Source organism: Croceivirga radicis (assembly GCF_002072105.2).
In the GTDB taxonomy this organism is placed as follows: domain Bacteria; phylum Bacteroidota; class Bacteroidia; order Flavobacteriales; family Flavobacteriaceae; genus Croceivirga; species Croceivirga radicis.
On record NZ_MTBC01000006.1, the window covers coordinates 26188 to 43434 of the forward strand.

Consider the following 17247-nt stretch of genomic DNA (forward strand, 5'->3'; position numbering starts at 1 on the left):
TTTATTTAATTGGTCTTAACCGAATAGCTAGGTACGGTTTTTTGGGTAACGTAATTTTTTTGTCGGCAACATCCTTCATACGGTAACGCCCGGCAGACGCGGTAACAAACCTTTCTGAAACTAGAGTTTGAGTACCATTGCTGGCATCTATAATTGTTGCTTCGTACTCAATTCCTTCTTTTAGCTTATCTAATTCACCATTTTTCTTGGGTAACGAAAAAGCCCATTCACCCCTTTCTTGTTCTCCAAAATAAATTAGGTAGTCTCCCTTACCATTGGTTGCTGTTTCTATATCTCTACTTATATCTGCCATGTGTAAAGGGCCTAAATCATCTGTTATCAACTCTTTCAGAAATTTTACCGCTTTCCAACTTTCGCCTTTTAGTTCGCCACCATTGGCCCATACAATATTGTCTGGGTCTCCAGAATCTATTACTTCTCCATGCGTTACGTATCCACCGGCTATAACCCCATTCCAAATTCTATGTGTTAATGCCTCACCACTTAATTGCCCCCATCTAGATGGCAAATTACCTTCATAACCAACCTCATCTAGAACTATTGGCTTTTTATAAACGCGCCTTAATGTAGCCGTACCAACGGAGTTTAACACAGGAGCCTCGTCCTGTATACTCACATGGGTTAATTCTGGCATAGTGTAATCATAATAGACAGCTGTTGGTCCATGTATAGATATCAGATGATTGTAAGGATCATTCTCCTTGGTAGTTTTAATTAAGGCATCCCAATCTTGTATACTTTTAGTATCTAAATATGCCCACTCATTGGCCAAAGACCACCACACGTTTTTAAAAGATGCTATTCTGGCTAACGTATATTCTAGATACTGCTTATCTACCGCTGCCGGCATCTGGTCAAAACCCCAAATACCCTCATCATAGGGGTGAAATAGAATTAAATCTGCCTGAATACCTAATGCATCTAATTCTAAAATACGTTCTTCTAACTGTTGAAAGAATACTGGATTAAAGTGCGAAAAATCCCAATTATATACTGTTTTACCCGCTTTATCTGTATGCGTATTCTTGAGTTTAAACGGATAGTGCTCTGGCAAAATCCCTGCAGTACCATATCGTTTGGGTAGCACGCACATTCTAACTTTGTTAAACCCTGCTTTTTTAAGGTTTTTTAGGGTGATTTTTCTAAGCGAATCGGTCATATGGCTCCATGCATATAACGTAGTGCCAAACGGAAAATAATAGCCTCCATTTTTATATTTAAAATGAAAGGTATCTGCCACCTCTACTGGCCCATCTGTTATTGTGGTAGCCACGGTGCACTTAAACGAACCCGACTTTCCCCGCAACGCTTTTATATTTGAACTGGTTTTAAAGTACCAGTCTCCTGGCAATATGGGCATAAAACGAAGCTTATACGTATGGTTACCATCATAAAACCCTTTTACAGTTAGGGTGGTATCTTTATGAATAAATGTTCCCGATAACGCTACTTCGGTAAAAGGATTGCCCGAATGCTCATAAGAAAAAGAGGCCTCAAAACGACTCCATTGTTCTATAGTTTGTGCCGTGATAGACAAGCTAAGCAGGTTAAAAAAGATGACCAAAAACGTTACATACTTTTTCATAAAGACACCATGCGTTTCTCGTTGATACTTTGGTAAGCTCGTTCAATTATTTCAATGCAATTCTTAGCTTCTTCTGCTTGTACGGGCAATGGTCCCTTAGACATGATAGCATCATAGAGCTGGTCATAAAAATCCATACAGTTGCCCTTTTCGCTATAGATGTGCTTTTTTACGCTTTCACCTTCACTTATTGTGTGCAATACTCCTTGTTGGTCTACAGGTTCCTCTCCCCAATTTTTATCCAATGGAGAGACTCGTTTTTTTAATGCTGCTTCTTGAATATCTGCCCTGCTTTTAAGAAATGAGCCCTTGGTGCCGTGAATCACATATGCTGGCGTAGGCTCTTTTACAAAATAGCTAGACTTTAGTGCTACTCTAAAATGATTGTAAAATAGTTTTATATCAAAATAATCAATGACCTTAGAGTTTGGCCTATAGCTATCTGCATCTGCAAACAATGCGTTGGGTTTTCCAAATAATTGTAATGCTTGATCAATTAAATGGGAGCCTAAATCGTAAATACTTCCTACGGCTGCGGTAGGTTCCTCTTTGTGCGTTTTGGCACTTAGAGCTGGTTCAAAACGGTCATAATGTATTTCTACATCCGTTATTTCCCCTAAAACTTTAGCATCAAGAATTTTCTTTACAGTTTTAAAATCACTGTCCCATCTACGATTATGAAAAACCGTAAGGTGTAGGTTTTTCTTATTGGCTAGGGCCATTAAGGTTTCTGCTTGCTTTACAGTTGCCGTAAAAGGCTTTTCTACCACAACGTGCTTACCCGCTTCAAGCGCTTTTTTGGTATAGTCAAAATGCGTAATACTTGGAGTGTTCACCACTACAAGTTGTAACTGTTCATCTGATAAAAGCTCATCAAACGTGCGCACGGTATGGATATCTGAATATTGTTTTTCCGCTTCGTTTTTAGTGCGTTCCCAAACCGTACTTAATGTAAAATTAGGATTGGCGGCCAATAGGGGAGCATGAAAAACATACCCACTCATACCAAATGAACAAAGGGCTGTTTTTATTGGTTGCATCTTGCTAAGGTTTAATTATTTTAAACGCTTTACGCTAGGCTCTAACGCTGTTAGCTCTGAAATTGCTATTGGTTTACCGCTTTCAATACTTTTTCTGGCACCAATACCTATAAGTACAGACATGATACCGTCTCGGATACCAGCAGAACGATCATAGGGGTCTTTTTCGGTAGGTGTTTTAAATATCTTATCGTGTAAGCGCTTATCGCCACCACCGTGACCTCCCTTTTCTACAGGTACTTTTACCGTTTCAAAATCGCTCCACAATTTATGTACTATTATACTTTCCGTTTTTGCTTCTTCCATAGCATTTTGGTCCATCTCTTTTGCGTGTAGCGCTTCTTGTGAAATAGCAGTATTTTGATGATATGGTATATCTAAAGCGGCTTCTATACGCCCCTTGGTACCATTAAAGGCGATACGCCACCCTTCAAAGGGGGAATAAGTAGTTAACGAATAATTTACGGTGACGTTATTGGCATATTTTATTTGAGCAGACATTTTATCATAAATGTCAATTTCGTCCCTAAACAAACAGTTATCCCTAATGTAGCCATCAAAATTCTCATTGGCCACATATAAATCCATCAATCTTTTATTTTTAGTGATGTCAAAGTGATATTCGCATTTATCCTTAAAAGAACAGTCTCGGCAATTAGCACCCCTAAAAGGCCCGTTTTTACCGTAATGCTCTAAATCCCCGTAGGCAAAAACCTCTTCTGGATCAGAATCTATCCACCAGTTCAACAAATCAAAATGGTGGGTGGACTTATGCACCCAAAGTGACCCTCCTTTATTTACCAAACCGTGCCACCTTCTAAAATAAGAAGCGCCATGATATGTGTTTAAGTACCAGTGAAAATCTACTGAGGTTATTTCACCAATAGTTCCAGAAGCAATCAATTCTTTAATCTTGGTACTGTAAGGGCTCCATCTGTAGTTAAAACCTACAATTAAAGAATTGCCCGAACTTTTCTCGGCATCTATAATTTGCTGTGCCTTATCTTCATCAGTAGTTAAGGGTTTTTCCGTAAGTACGTCTATGCCCGCCTTTAAGCCTTTTACGATAAATTCGTGATGGGTAGCGTCTACCGTGGTTACTATTACCAAATCTGGTTTGGCATCTTTCAGCATTTGGTCAAAATCCAAAAACAATGGGCATTTGGTGCCTATGTATTCTTGTGCATAAGATAACCTCCCCTCATTAACATCGCACAGGCCAACAAATTCCAAAATATCTGAATACTCGTCTACCAGGCGTTTTCCCCAAAAACTTGTACCACGAATTCCCGTGCCTACCAAGGCTACTTTCAGTTTTTCTTTTTTACCAAATTCAAATACATTAATGGGAAATGCAGTTGTAGCCGCTAACATACTAACGGAGGTCAAAAATTTTCTTCTGGTCGTTTTCATGGTTTAAGTTTTTGCTGTTATTTATTTAGTTCTAAGGCCGCAAACATAAACGGGCCTGTACCTTTTGGATCATTGGAACGTATTATTTCGTTAATGTAATAGTCAAAGCTACCGTCTCTGTAAGGATCGCCACCCAAACCGGCCACGCCACAACATTTATTTAGGTTTACTACCCCATTTTCTTCTACGGATATAAATTGATCTAGTATACCTTGCCATCCTTTTTCTGCATAAGCCATGAATGATTTATCCAAATACCCCTTGTTTACCCCTTTTGCCAAAGTATAGGTAAACATTGCGGTACCTGTGGCTTCTAAATAATTACCTTCTCTTTCTGGCATATTTAATACTTGATACCAAGTGCCCGTTTGATCTTGATATTTAATTATAGCTTCCGCATAGCCCTTTAGGTAAGAAACCAACCTTTCATATCCAGCATGTTCTTTTGGAAAATGATCTAGAATATCTACCAACGCCATACCGTACCATCCCATTCCCCTGGACCAAAAATTTTGCGAAAGCCCTGTTTTGGCATCTGCCCAACGTTGTTCCCTACTCTCGTCCCAACCATGAAAATATAATCCTGTTTTGGGGTCTTTGTTGTATTTTTCTATTAAATCGAATTGCAGTATAATTTTATCCAAAACCTTTTTTTGTGCTTCTCCATCCATAAATGTTAAGGCATACTTGGTATGGAAAGGTTCTGCCATAAAAACACCATCTAACCACATTTGGTAGGGATAACGCTTCTTATGCCAATACCCACCTTCTGAAGTAGTAGGTTGGTCTACTAATTGCGCATGTAAGGTATCCATGGCTTTTTTAAAGCGTTGCTCGCCGGTCTTATCAAATAAGTATAAAGTTGCATCGCCAGATTTAATCATATCAAGATTGTAATTGCCGATTTTATATGTATTAATTGAGCCATCCTCATTAATCATACGATTACCATAATCATAGATGTAATTGTAAAGCGAGGAATCTGGATATTTTTCAATGACCCTTGAAATGGCCTGCAAAACCAAACCATTGGTATAACTCCACCTTGGCTCTTTTTGAAAATCTAACAACGTTGGATCTGGAAAACGGTGCATTTCTGAAAGCGCCATACGCTGAGACCATTTTAAGTCTGTTGGCACTACTTGTTCTTTAGTCTCATTATTAGAGGCTGTATCTTCCCTTTTGGTTTCTTTACAACCTATGGTTAAACTAAGAACCAAAATGGATAAGCAAGTCTTTATTAAATTATTCATCAATCGTGTTTTATCTGTTTAGTTGATTTGCAGCTAGTATAAAAGGACCTGTACCATGCAGGTTATTGGTCACTACAGGTTCACTCATATAATATTCAAAAGAGCCATCCCTGTACGGATTGCCTCCAAGACCAGCGCTCTTACATACTTTGTTTATATTAACCAGACCATTTGGCTCTACAGTTATGAACTCTTTTACAATGCCATCAAAAATGGTATTGGCAATGGTTAGATATTCTTTGGATAAGTACCCTTTTTGAGACCCTTTTGCAAAGGCATAAGCAAACATGCACGTACCAGAAGACTCCAAATAATTACCTGATTTATCTGGTAAGTTTGGAACTTGATACCAAACCCCTTTATCGTCTTGAAATTTTAAGATGGCCGCTGAAAGCTGTACTAGTTGCTGCTCTAAAACCGGTTTTTTGGGATGGTTAGTAGGGAAAAAATCCAATACGTCTACCAACGCCATAACATACCAACCAAGGGATCGTGACCAAAAATTGGGTGATTTTCCAGTAGTTTTATCCGCCCAGGCCATTTGTTTGCTCTCGTCCCATGCATGAAACAATAGACCTGTTTTCGCATCATAGGTTTTCTCCCAAATTAGTTCAAATTGATGCGCAATATCATCTAGTTTATCTCCTTCTTCAAAAACCGTGTTGTATTGTGCATAAAAGGGAGCCCCCATGTATAAGCCATCTAGCCACATTTGATTAGGATAAATTTTCTTATGCCAAAATCCGTTTGATGGTGTTCTAGGGTGCCCTATAAGTTGTGTCCTTAATTGGTCTAGAGCCTTTTTGTAGCGAACATCTTTGGTTTTATTGTATAACCAGAACAACATTTTACCAGAGTTGATCATATCTATGTTATACTCTTTCATTTCATAACCATAGATCATACCGGTAGAATCAATAATAGCTTCCGCATAGTCTTGGATATATCCTAAATATGTATCGTCTTGGGTTCTTTTATACAACTGCTCATAGGCTGTACATAAAAGACCAATTTTATAGTTCCATTTTGGTATTGAATCATTTTCTGTTTGCCAAGCTTTTGGATTGCGCTGCATTATGGATAATGCCATACGTTCTGACCATGGCAATTCTTGAGACACTAAAACTTTTGATTCGTCCCTAGCCGCTAACGTTTCTTTTTTTACATCTTTACATGCAATTACAAGCAAAAATGCAATTGTTAAAAATGGTATGTTTTTAAACAAATTCAATTTATTCTTCTGTTTTTGGGTATTTCTGTAAGACCAAATATTTTAATTCTTCTTCGCCTGCATTTGCAATACCATGCATGGACCAAGAAGGGCAGTACAAGCTGGTTAAAGGCCCAACAATGCGTTCTTCTCCGTTTAGATAAAATTTGGCCTTACCCTCTAGAATAAAGAAAAATTCATCTTGTATGTGTTTATGTGGCGCATGCGTAAATAGTCCAGGCTTAACAACACTCATTTTAATGGTGCGCCCGTCCAATTCTTCTTTAGACAAAAACCAATATTGATACCCTACCTTGGTCTTTTGAACACTATCTATATCAAATGAGTTTATGGCATCTTCAATAGGTATTTGTCCATTTTGACCGTAAGTAATAAAGGATATTAAAATGATAAAGAAAAACAGTAACCTTTTCATGGTATTATCCGTTTAATTTAGCTAACTCCTCTTCTAAATACGTTTTAAAGTCAGCCTCATTGGTAATACCGTCTTTTTCTTTAACCCAAGCAGCCCCAAAATAATAGGTAACCCCTTCTGTGGTTGGTTTAAAGTGAATCAAGTGATCGTAGAATCCGTCTACAATGGCATTCACTTCGCTCTTTTTGTAAAAAATTACCATTCCCAATTCATCGGGAACTAAAGTTTGTTCTCCGTAGGTGGCTATATAAGCCCAATCACCCTCACCATCACTTTTAATTAGCGAAACATCATCAAACTTAACAATACCTGTAACCAAGCCATTTAACGCTGTTGATGGTTGCAAAGTAGCTCTTGTTAGTCTAGAATCTGGTGCTATTTCCAATCTTACTTGTAGGTCTGTTTTTGCATCGGCAACTTCCCAACCTTTATAAAGTATAGCTACCCCAGAACTTGAATCACCGTTAAAAACCTTAGCATAGGTACTATCCACTTTTTGAAAATGATATACGCTATCTTTTACCAATTGACCATAAGAACCAATACCCAGAGCTTTACCAACTTTCAAAATATCTTGCCCCCATGGTTGTTCTTCGTGATAAGAATCGAAATTATCTTGACCCACTTGATCTAAGATCATTTGGTCTGTAACCTTTCCAAAAATGTCTATTGCGTTTCTCCAATCTAAATATAACCTGTAGCCAACTTTGGAACTTTCCCAACCAGGACCTTCGTAACGTAAATACCACGAATGATCTGTATGCTGCTGTGGTACCCAAAGTTCCTCTACATTCTTAAAAGAAGTACCGCCTTCATAAACTCGCCCTTTCCATTCTCCCCCTTCTGCTGTAGAGAGCTCTGCATACGTAGCCCCCTTTTGAGTAACAACTTGATCAGCAACTGGCTCCTGATCTATGGTCTCTTTCTTTTCTTGGTTTTTACAAGAAAATAGAACAAGAGTGGCCAATAAACTACTTACTATTATTTTTTTCATATTGATATAGGTTGATAAATTTTCCTTTTAAGATAAGAAAAGGCTTAGTACTAGTACCAAGCCTTTTACTCCTAACTAACTCAAAACAATTTTATAAATGAATACAAAACTACTTTCATGTGAACTTCTCTTAATTATACGCTGGATTTTGAGGGAAGTTCTTATTTTGATTAAGATCCAAAGCGGCTTGCGGTATGGGTCTTAATATTTTTAATTCGCCATTGGCACCGTTAAAATTAGCTTCGTTGACCAGTGGGTGGTGTGCCGAGGCACGCTCTACCAATTTGCCAGTTCTTTTTAAATCAAACCATCTGTGGTACTCTCCAAATAATTCTCTACCTCTTTCATCTAAAATAAAATCGATATCAAATTCTGCTAATGCGGCATCAGCTACTCCTGCTCTTTGCCTTACCGTATTTAAACGTTGCAATCCCGTAGCAGCATCGCCGGCCTGTAAGTAAGCCTCTGCAGCAATTAAATAGGTTTCGCCCAATCTAGATAAGACAATATCCCTGGTACTAGAAGACCTGCCATAAGGAGCCTCTGGGTCATCAAACTTTTTAAGTGGTATGGTCTCCCAATCCCCACTAACTACTTGCGCGTAAGTTGACTCATATGGATGGTATTCAAAATCTTCTGTTTGTATTATAGAATTTACATAAGCCGTACTGTCTGCTGGTGTAAACCAGTAAGGTTCGTAAAAATCCCTTACTGCCTCTCCTGTTAAATCATCTGTTGTGTGCTCTAAATAATAAGGATTGTAAACTTCGTTCATAAAACTGCCCTCATAACGCTCGTCTTCTGGAGTAAACAAACGCAATGCAAAATCTGTTGCCAAAAGGGTATACGTTTTAGCAGGTGCTTGACCCGCAACTTCGTTACCTCCCATATACGGCCCAAAAAATGCACCTTGCTCATTACCTAAATCAGTAGGGTTTGCACTTACGGAACCAGCAGAGTATCTAACTGAAAAAAGAACCTCTTCGTTTAGTTGGTTGGTGTAATCCCACAATTCGTCAAAACTTAAATTTAAACCCTGTCCGGCAATAGCGTCATCGGCATAAGAAGCAGCCACATCAAAATCAGTAGCAGGACCAAAAGACTCATAACCTCTAGTTAGGTGAACTTTGGCAAGTAAATGCTGTACCGCTTTTTGTGTAACCCTACCATTATAGTCTCCTGTTCCAACATTGTTCAAGGCCTCTTCTAGGTCTTGAATAATCAAGGCGTATACATCTTCTGCAGAATCTCTATCAAACTCTAATTCTGGGGTATTAATTACCTCTGTGATAATAGGTACGCCCCCATACGTTTGCACTAGAAGAAAATAGGCGTTAGCCCTTAGGTATTTTACCTCTGCCACACGTTCTGTAAGTGTTGCGGTCTGCTCAGTAATATCTGCATAAAACAACGCTGTATTTGCCAATCTAATGGCTTTGTAAGCCGCATTATAAATTAAATCTACATCTTCTGAAGCGGAATTTAATTCTGTATACTGACTAAGACCCAGTGGTTCTGCAGCTCTACCGCTACCCTCTGCATATAAATCTGTTCCCGCACAATATACATAAGGAGCCGATCCATACAATTCTCTTAAAACAGCATAATTAGTGTTTATTAAACTTTCATAACCATCTGCAGTTATGTATATGGATTCTGCAGTTGCAAAACCCCTGTTGTCTACCTCTAATGTATCTTCACAAGATGTGAAAACTATTAGGGCCAATACTATAGTGAATAATACTTTTTTCATGATTGATAGTGCTTTACAATTTAACATTTAACCCTAATTGGTATGTAATAGCTGCTACACGCCCTACACCTAAACTTGCACTTGCCGTTTCTGGATCGTAACCCATGTAATCTGTAAATACAAATGGATCAAGAACGTTTGCATAGACTTTTAAACCTTTCAAATTCAACTTGTCTAAAACTTGACTTGGAAAGTTATAGGCTAAAGAGATGTTCTTTACTTTTATAAAAGATGCATCTGCATAATAACCTACTTGTTGTCTTCTCCAAAAATCGCCCTGATTTCTAGGCTGTGGATATTCGTTAGAAAATTGAGCTGGAACCCCCGCACCATTTTCTGGAACGTACCATGAAATATTTGCTTTTTGTCTACCTCTATCCCTAGTATCTGTAAAGTTTGCCAACCAAGGACTATAGGTAAATATTCCTTGATTAGTTATTGCAGAGGCAGATAACGTAACATTTCCTACTCTTAAACTAGTAAATAAACTCCCAATCCAATCTGGATCAACAGAACCCAAGATTACTCGGTCGTTTTCTGGATCAATTTGGCCATCCCCATTAATGTCCTTAACCTTTGCCTGGCCTTCTCTTTGTCCAAATGCCGCAGCATCTTCACCAGCTTGCCAAATTCCATCAAAAACATAATTGTAATTAGAGCGGTTTCCATTTTCACCTCTAACACCAATAGACTCCCCTATAAAAAGTCCATTACCTATATCATCTTCCTCTGTTTGGCCATTAATAGACTCAATAGAGTTGTTATTATTGGTATATGTTAGGGTAACATCCCAAGAAACCTTATCTGTGTTAATAATTTTGGTGTTCAATAAAGCTTCAACTCCTTTATTTCTAATAGAACTGGCGTTATCCAATATACCATCAGTAACCCCAACCTCTACTGGAAGTAGTCTACCAAAAATAACATCTTCTGACAGCCTATTATAAAAATCTACGCTACCATTGATTCTATTGTTGGCAAAACCAAAATCCAAACCAATATTGTATTCTTTTGTTTTTTCCCAAGTTAAGTTTGAATTAGCCAAAGCTGTAGCGCTAAATCCATTCACCGCCTCATCAAAATCATAGAACAATTGCTCGTTTAAGATATTCAAAGTTGGGTAAGGAAAAGTTCTTCTATTAAATGCATTATTACCTGTAAAACCATAACTGGCCCTTAGTTTTAAATTGGAGATAGCACTGTTTTCTCCAATAAAATCTTCGTTAGAAATACGCCACGCCAAAGCTGCAGAAGGGAAAGAATCCCACTTATTATCATCGCTAAAAAGCGAGTAACCATCCCATCTATTAGATAGGGTTAAGAAATATTTGCCCTTATAATCATAATTTAACCTAAGTGCATAAGAAGATAATTTTTCTGCCAAGAATCCCGTACCTAAATTAAAAGTAGACTGTGGTCCTGAATCCAAATCATAGATACCACTTTCAAACGATAAATTTCTTGCAGAAGCAAAACTAGATTCTATTTGCTCAGAAAATAAACTCTGTAGGATTAAGAATTTAAAATTATGATCTTCATTAAAGGTCTTGGTTATATCTATTTGATTGTCCCAAGTATAATTAAATGTAGACCTGCGCTCTACATCTGCTAATGGCTGGCTACCGTTGCTTCTACCCTCATTGGTTAAGACTCCCCATGACCTACCCCTTCTTCTGTTATCAAACCCAGAAGAAAAACTAGACCTAAAAGACAACCAATCCGTGAAATTGTATTGCATAAAAACACTACCAACCACATTCCATCTTTTTAATTCGTCTGAAGAATTAGCTATCTGCAATAATGGATTGTATGTACTAGTTTTATTTATTGCAAAGTTACCTTCTGTTGGAAATACCAATTTACCCGGTTGCTCAAATAATTCGTCCGTTTCATTACCATTATCATCTATGGCAAATGGACTTAAAAATGGATTTAAACGAAACGCCTCTTGCATAGCGCTGCTACTACCTCGTTCGTTTACAAACTGGGTTATGGTAAGGTTGGCCCCAAAAGAAAACTTATCATTAACAGAATGGGTAAGACCTGTTTTTAAGGTATACTTATCCAATTCTTCATTTAACACATTACCCGTTTCATGCTGGTAACCTAAACCTAAATTATAAGCCACACCATTTTCTGAACGACCATTTATGTTCACGTAGTTGTTTTGCTGAATACCACTTTTTAATACCGCATCGTACCAATCATAAGTTTGGTTGTTATCAAAACGCTCTCTTAATACCGAATTAGAACCTCCAATAACCGTACTTTCTAAACGTTCTGGCGTAATCCCCATAGGGTCATTACCACCATCAATGGTAGCCAAATACGCAGAATTATGATAGTACTGCCACGTTGGACCATCCATCAACTCAGGTAAACGAGCGGTTTCTTTAATACCAATAAAGGAATCAAAGCTTACATTAAAACCACCTTTAGCAGTGGTTCCACTTTTAGTAGTTACAATAACAACCCCATTTGCACCCCTAGACCCATATATTGCGGTAGAGGAAGCATCTTTTAAAATATCTATCTGCGCAATATCTTGCGGATTCAAAAAATCAATATCATCAACAGGAGCACCATCCACAACAAAAAGTGGATTACCATCATCCAAGAAAGATGCCTGGCCTCTAATTTGAATACTGAAACCATCCCCAACTCGCCCTGAGTTAGAAGAGATTTGAACACCGGCAATATTACCCTGTACAGATTCTAAAGGATCCGTAAAATTACGCTCAGTCAATGATTCTGAATCCACACTGGCTACTGCCCCGGTTAAATCTGACTTCTTTACGGAACCGTAACCTACAATTACTACCTCATCCAAGGCTTGTAAATCTTCTGCCAAAGAAACATTTACCGTACTTCTACCTCCCACAGAGACCTCTTTAGTAGCAAAACCAATATAGCTGATTACCAATGTGGCATTATCCGTGGTTAGCTTAAGTGAATAGTTTCCGTCAAAATCTGTAGTGGTACCATTAGTAGTACCTTTTTCTACAACATTAACCCCTGGCAAAGGATCGTTTAAAGCACTATCTGTAACCGTACCGGTAACTGTAGCACCTTGTTGCGCATATGTCATTCCTGAACTCAGAAACAACCCGAAGAGCAACAATAACAATGCCCATCTAGCGCTTTTTAATTTGAAAGTTCTAGCTTTCCTCATAACTTAATTTGCATTTTAGTTTAGTTAATTTTTCTAGTTTTGAATTAATTCACCATTTATTGTTGTGTTTATAAATTCCAAATTTTGAATTCCTGAAAGCGAATAGATTGAATCTACTTTTTTGATGGTTACATTTTTCAGGAACACGTTTTTTACCGGAGACTCCTCATATCCATTTACAAGGACCCCGTACTTACCACCATTATCTACCGCTATATTTTCTAGATATACATTGGATACTTTGGGCATAAAACCCCCTTTTTGCACCCCATAAATACCATAGTGTAGATTAATTTTTAAAACCGCTTCTTTCACCTGCCCTACGTTAATATTTCTTACGTAGACATTCTCTACAAAACCACCCCGCTTGGTATTGGTTTTTATTCTAATGGCCCTATCTAGATTAGGGCTATCCATTTGACAATTTTGAACGAACACATTGCGTACTCCTGCAGAGATTTCACTCCCCATGACCACGCCCCCGTGCCCATCTATCATTTTACAATCTTCCACCACTATATTTTCACTTGGAATATTTACCCTTCTACCATCTTCATTTCTTCCAGATTTTATGGCAATACAATCATCCCCAGTATTAAATACACAGTTTTTAATCCACACATTTTTAGCATACTCAGGATCACACCCGTCATTATTTGGCCCATGACTGTCTACAGTAATACCATCTACAACCACGTTGTTGGATTTAATTGGATGTACCACCCAAAAGGGCGCATTAATTATGGTTACATCCTTGATCAACACATTTTCACAACCAAAAGGCTCTATAAATGTTGGTCTTAAAAACTCACCCATTCCAAAAATACGGTCTGCCACAGGCACCCCTTTCTCTGACATATCTTCCTTGAGTTTTTTTAAAGAAGAATGTTGTTTGGGATCACCTTCTACCCAACCATATTTTGTGTTTCCACACCACGGCCACCAGTTTTCATTGTTAGCCTGACCGTTTAAAACGCCTTTGCCCGTAATGGCAATATTCTTTTTATCCTTTGCATAAATCAATGGGGAAAAGTTCATTAGCTCCGTACCCTCATAAGAAGTATGTACCAGCGGGAATAAACTTTTATCTGTAGTAAAAAGAACTTCTGCACCCTCTCCAATTTCAAGGTTTACATTATCCAACAGATGTATAGGGCCAGTTACATATTTGCCAGCAGGCAAAACAACCTTACCGCCTCCAGCAGCATTACATGCTTTAATAGCTTCTGCAATGGCTTCTGTATTCAAAACCGACCCATCTGCCACAGCACCATAATCCATTACATTAAATTCTTGATTCTTGAATTTTGGCAATTGAATGTTTGCTACAATTGAATCTCTTTTTGCCCAATTGACAGCCCAATCATCAACTGCTGTTTTCTTTTCCGCACAAGAAAAAAACAACAAAACAGCCGTTAACACCATTAAACCTGTACGCTTTCTGCCAAACATGGAAATATCAATCATTTTTATATAATGTAATCGATTACACAATTCTACTAATATTTTCTTAACAGACCAAAAAAATGTTTAGATTAGCTATTAATTTAACAAAATAAAGGTCTAAAATATCATTTATTATAAAAATGACTGGCTATTAATTGTTATTTCCATACCTATAAATTAACAAATGTATTTTTTAACTATAGTTATTTCTATTTTACGTAATCGATAACACAATTATAATTATCCACGTAGAATAGGTTAAATTATTCTATTTTTACCGCATGAAGGGAAAACCGACTATTTATGACATTGCCAAGAAACTAAACATAACTGCAGCTACCGTTTCTAGAGCCCTGAACAACAATCCAAGAATAAGCCAAGCAACCAAAGAACTTGTTTTAAAGACAGCAAAGGACATGAATTATGAGCCAAACAAACTGGCTCTTGCCCTTAAGAAAGGTAAAAGCAATAACATTGGCGTTGTGGTTCCTTATATAAATAGAAACTTTTTCTCGTCCGTTATTCGGGGCATAGAAGAAGAACTTTTCCCAAAGGGCTATAATGTAATTATTAGTCAGACCCACGAATCTGCAGAAAGAGAGGTAGATATCATAAATAATTTGCTAAATGCACAGGTAGAAGGTATCATTATCTCCTTGGCCAAATTCACTAAGAATACCAAGCATTTTGAACAAGTGCTCAAGAAAAATATTCCGCTCATTTTCTTTGACCGTTACCAAGAAATGGGTGGTGTTAGTTCTGTAACTATTGATGATTACCAAGGAAGTTATGACGCAACCATCCATTTGATCGAACAAGGTTGTGACCGCATTGCACATTTAACCGTAGACCCTACACTATCTATTTATAAACATCGTTTAGAAGGTTACCAACAAGCCCTTATAGACCATTCTATACCGTTTAGGGAAGAATTGGTTGTAAAACTTAAAAGCGATATGGAAGAAGGTAAACGGGTTGCAGAGAACCTTATGGCCCTGGAGAATCCGCCAAATGCCATTTTTTCAACATCAGACTATGGGGCACTAGGCGCCATAAAGTGGCTACAAACTAATGGCTATAAAGTTCCAGAAGATGTTTGCGTAGTTGGGTTTAGTAACGAACCTTTTACGCAATTTCTAGACCTTTCTATGAGCTCTGTAGACCAAGTTCCTTTAGAAATGGGCAAAATGGCCGCCCAAGTATTTTTAGAGCAAGTAAATGATGGAAACAATGTTAAAATTGAAAAGAAGGTAGTGCTCTCTCCTTCCTTAATTATTAGACAGTCTTCTACCAAGAAATAGTCTTAAAGAGAGACCCCTCTTTTCCAAGGAATAAAATCGTCTTGGTTCAGCTGATCTGCCTTAGAAACAAGTTTGCCACTGGCCACATCAATAATATAATCTAACAATATAGATGCCATTTCCGGAATGGTCTTCTCTCCTCGAATCACCGCTCCGGTATCCACATCAATAATATCAGACATTTTTTCCGCCAATTCAGTATTAGAAGAAACTTTGATTACAGGCGCAATTGGATTACCTGTTGGGGTTCCTAATCCGGTGGTAAAAACAACCATATTGGCCCCAGAACCAACCATGCCTGTTGTACTCTCTACATCATTGCCTGGTGTACACAATAAATTAAGGCCAGGTTTGGTTACATATTCTGCATAATCCAATACCGCCGTTATGGGCGAGGTGCCTCCCTTTTTTGCAGCGCCAGCAGATTTCATTGCATCTGTTATTAAACCGTCTTTTATATTACCTGGCGAGGGGTTCATATCAAAACCAGAACCAGCATCTACCACAGACTGTTCATAAGCCTGCATTAGGGTTAAAAATTTCTTGGCATCTTCCTCGTTTACACACCTATTTACCAGTTCTTGTTCTACACCACAAAGCTCTGGAAACTCTGAAAGAATTGGCGAACCGCCTAGAGCCGCTAAAATATCTGAAACGTAACCAAGTGTAGGGTTAGCAGAAATACCAGAAAAACCATCTGAACCACCACATTCCAAACCTAATTTTAATTTTGATAAGGGGGCTGGTTTTCGTTCTATTTCATTGGCCTTTTTTATGGATAAAAAGGAATCTTTAATAGTGGTATTAAGCATTTGCTCAACCGTTCCCATCTGCTGCTGCTCGTAAATAAGCACCGGTTTTTTAAAATCCGTATTTATTGCGTTTAACGCATCTTTAAATATTTGAATCTGCAAGTTTTGACAACCTAGACTTAAAACCGTAGCGCCTGCAACGTTTGGGTTGTTTACATACCCTGCCAACAGTTTAGCTAATAACTCAGAATCTTGACGAATACCACCACAACCTCCCTGGTGGGTTATAAACTTGACCTTAATATTATCAAAAATAGACTTGCGCTTTGCCTGCGGCTGGGCAGCTTCCGCGTTTCCGCTAATTAACCCTCGGAGCAACTGTCTTTGTTCACTTACCTCATCTATATACAACTCCTTTTCAAAGACCTCTTTTAACCGTTCTATATTCTTGTTTTCGCAGAATACCAATGGAAAAAACAACCAAATATTTTCTGTGCCAACCTGACCATCTGGCCTATGATAACCTAAAAACGTTCTGTCTTGGTAGCCAGAAACATCTGGGGCGGTCCATGAATAGTCTGCCGTTTTTCCGGTGGTTTGGGCACTAGTATGTTTTACATTCTCTGTAGACAAAAGACCTCCTTTAGGAATAGCGCTGATAGCCTTACCAACTAGAACACCGTACATGATTATTTTACCACCAATAGGTATTTGTTCTAAAGCAATTTTATGCTTTGCCTTAACTGCTTCAACAATTGTTATCTTTTCTTCGTTAAGCGTAACCAACTCTCCTTCTGTTAGAGAGGTTAATGCCACCGCTACATTATCTTCTGCTTGAACTTTGATGATTTTTTGCATAACAAGGCTTTTC

The 17247-nt window shown here is 38.1% G+C and carries 12 protein-coding genes; 1 reads left to right on the plus strand and 11 read right to left on the minus strand.

Translation table 11 applies throughout. The annotated features are described in order from the left end of the window. Position 1 precedes the first annotated feature (1 nt). From BUL40_RS09980 to BUL40_RS10025, 10 genes are all read right to left on the minus strand, one after another. Complete coding sequence (locus BUL40_RS09980) at positions 2-1606, minus strand: DUF5060 domain-containing protein (protein WP_080319147.1); 1605 nt, start codon at positions 1604-1606, stop codon at positions 2-4. Continuing rightward, positions 1603-2646 carry a Gfo/Idh/MocA family oxidoreductase gene (locus BUL40_RS09985; RefSeq protein ID WP_080319148.1) on the minus strand — a complete coding sequence of 348 codons (1044 nt, stop codon included), beginning with the start codon at positions 2644-2646 and terminating at the stop codon, positions 1603-1605. The genes BUL40_RS09980 and BUL40_RS09985 overlap by 4 nt, the downstream gene beginning before the upstream one ends. 15 nt (positions 2647-2661) lie before the next feature. Further along, positions 2662-4059 (minus strand): Gfo/Idh/MocA family oxidoreductase, encoded by a 1398-nt coding sequence (locus BUL40_RS09990; protein ID WP_080319149.1) that lies wholly within the window; start codon positions 4057-4059, stop codon positions 2662-2664. Positions 4060-4076: 17 nt separating this feature from the next. Beyond that, positions 4077-5312, minus strand: coding sequence for a glycoside hydrolase family 88/105 protein (locus BUL40_RS09995; protein WP_080319150.1), 1236 nt, complete (start codon positions 5310-5312; stop codon positions 4077-4079). A 10-nt stretch (positions 5313-5322) separates the two neighbouring features. Then, positions 5323-6501, minus strand: coding sequence for a glycoside hydrolase family 88/105 protein (locus BUL40_RS10000; RefSeq protein WP_244901853.1), 1179 nt, complete (start codon positions 6499-6501; stop codon positions 5323-5325). A 43-nt stretch (positions 6502-6544) separates the two neighbouring features. Next, the gene (locus BUL40_RS10005) at positions 6545-6958 is read right to left on the minus strand and encodes a cupin domain-containing protein (protein WP_080319152.1); all 414 of its coding nucleotides are present in this window, start codon (positions 6956-6958) and stop codon (positions 6545-6547) included. A gap of 4 nt (positions 6959-6962) precedes the next feature. Beyond that, entirely contained in the window at positions 6963-7952 is a 990-nt protein-coding gene (locus BUL40_RS10010; RefSeq protein WP_080319153.1) for a DUF4861 family protein, read from the minus strand. 130 nt (positions 7953-8082) lie between these two features. Further along, positions 8083-9705: a RagB/SusD family nutrient uptake outer membrane protein gene (locus tag BUL40_RS10015; protein ID WP_029511554.1), complete on the minus strand. Its 1623-nt coding sequence runs from the start codon at positions 9703-9705 to the stop codon at positions 8083-8085. Between the two features lie 13 nt (positions 9706-9718). Further along, on the minus strand, positions 9719-12877 hold the full coding sequence (locus BUL40_RS10020) for a SusC/RagA family TonB-linked outer membrane protein (RefSeq protein WP_080319154.1): 3159 nt from the start codon (positions 12875-12877) through the stop codon (positions 9719-9721). 33 nt (positions 12878-12910) lie between these two features. Further along, complete coding sequence (locus BUL40_RS10025; protein WP_244901854.1) at positions 12911-14344, minus strand: glycoside hydrolase family 28 protein; 1434 nt, start codon at positions 14342-14344, stop codon at positions 12911-12913. Between the two features lie 260 nt (positions 14345-14604). Here BUL40_RS10025 and BUL40_RS10030 point away from each other — a divergent pair, with 260 nt between their 5' ends. Further along, positions 14605-15624, plus strand: coding sequence for a LacI family DNA-binding transcriptional regulator (locus tag BUL40_RS10030; protein ID WP_080319155.1), 1020 nt, complete (start codon positions 14605-14607; stop codon positions 15622-15624). Between the two features lie 2 nt (positions 15625-15626). Here BUL40_RS10030 and BUL40_RS10035 read toward each other — a convergent pair whose 3' ends face one another. Then, positions 15627-17234 (minus strand): UxaA family hydrolase, encoded by a 1608-nt coding sequence (locus tag BUL40_RS10035; protein WP_080319156.1) that lies wholly within the window; start codon positions 17232-17234, stop codon positions 15627-15629. Between the last annotated feature and the right edge of the window lie 13 nt (positions 17235-17247).

Coding starts and splice junctions, on each gene's coding strand:
- BUL40_RS10025 (WP_244901854.1), bottom strand. CDS start 14,344: ATGATTGATATTTCCATGTTTGGCAGAAAGCGTACAGGTTTAATGGTG.
- BUL40_RS10030 (WP_080319155.1), top strand. CDS start 14,605: ATGAAGGGAAAACCGACTATTTATGACATTGCCAAGAAACTAAACATA.
- BUL40_RS10015 (WP_029511554.1), bottom strand. CDS start 9,705: ATGAAAAAAGTATTATTCACTATAGTATTGGCCCTAATAGTTTTCACA.
- BUL40_RS10010 (WP_080319153.1), bottom strand. CDS start 7,952: ATGAAAAAAATAATAGTAAGTAGTTTATTGGCCACTCTTGTTCTATTT.
- BUL40_RS10020 (WP_080319154.1), bottom strand. CDS start 12,877: ATGAGGAAAGCTAGAACTTTCAAATTAAAAAGCGCTAGATGGGCATTG.
- BUL40_RS09990 (WP_080319149.1), bottom strand. CDS start 4,059: ATGAAAACGACCAGAAGAAAATTTTTGACCTCCGTTAGTATGTTAGCG.
- BUL40_RS10035 (WP_080319156.1), bottom strand. CDS start 17,234: ATGCAAAAAATCATCAAAGTTCAAGCAGAAGATAATGTAGCGGTGGCA.
- BUL40_RS09980 (WP_080319147.1), bottom strand. CDS start 1,606: ATGAAAAAGTATGTAACGTTTTTGGTCATCTTTTTTAACCTGCTTAGC.
- BUL40_RS10005 (WP_080319152.1), bottom strand. CDS start 6,958: ATGAAAAGGTTACTGTTTTTCTTTATCATTTTAATATCCTTTATTACT.
- BUL40_RS09995 (WP_080319150.1), bottom strand. CDS start 5,312: ATGAATAATTTAATAAAGACTTGCTTATCCATTTTGGTTCTTAGTTTA.
- BUL40_RS09985 (WP_080319148.1), bottom strand. CDS start 2,646: ATGCAACCAATAAAAACAGCCCTTTGTTCATTTGGTATGAGTGGGTAT.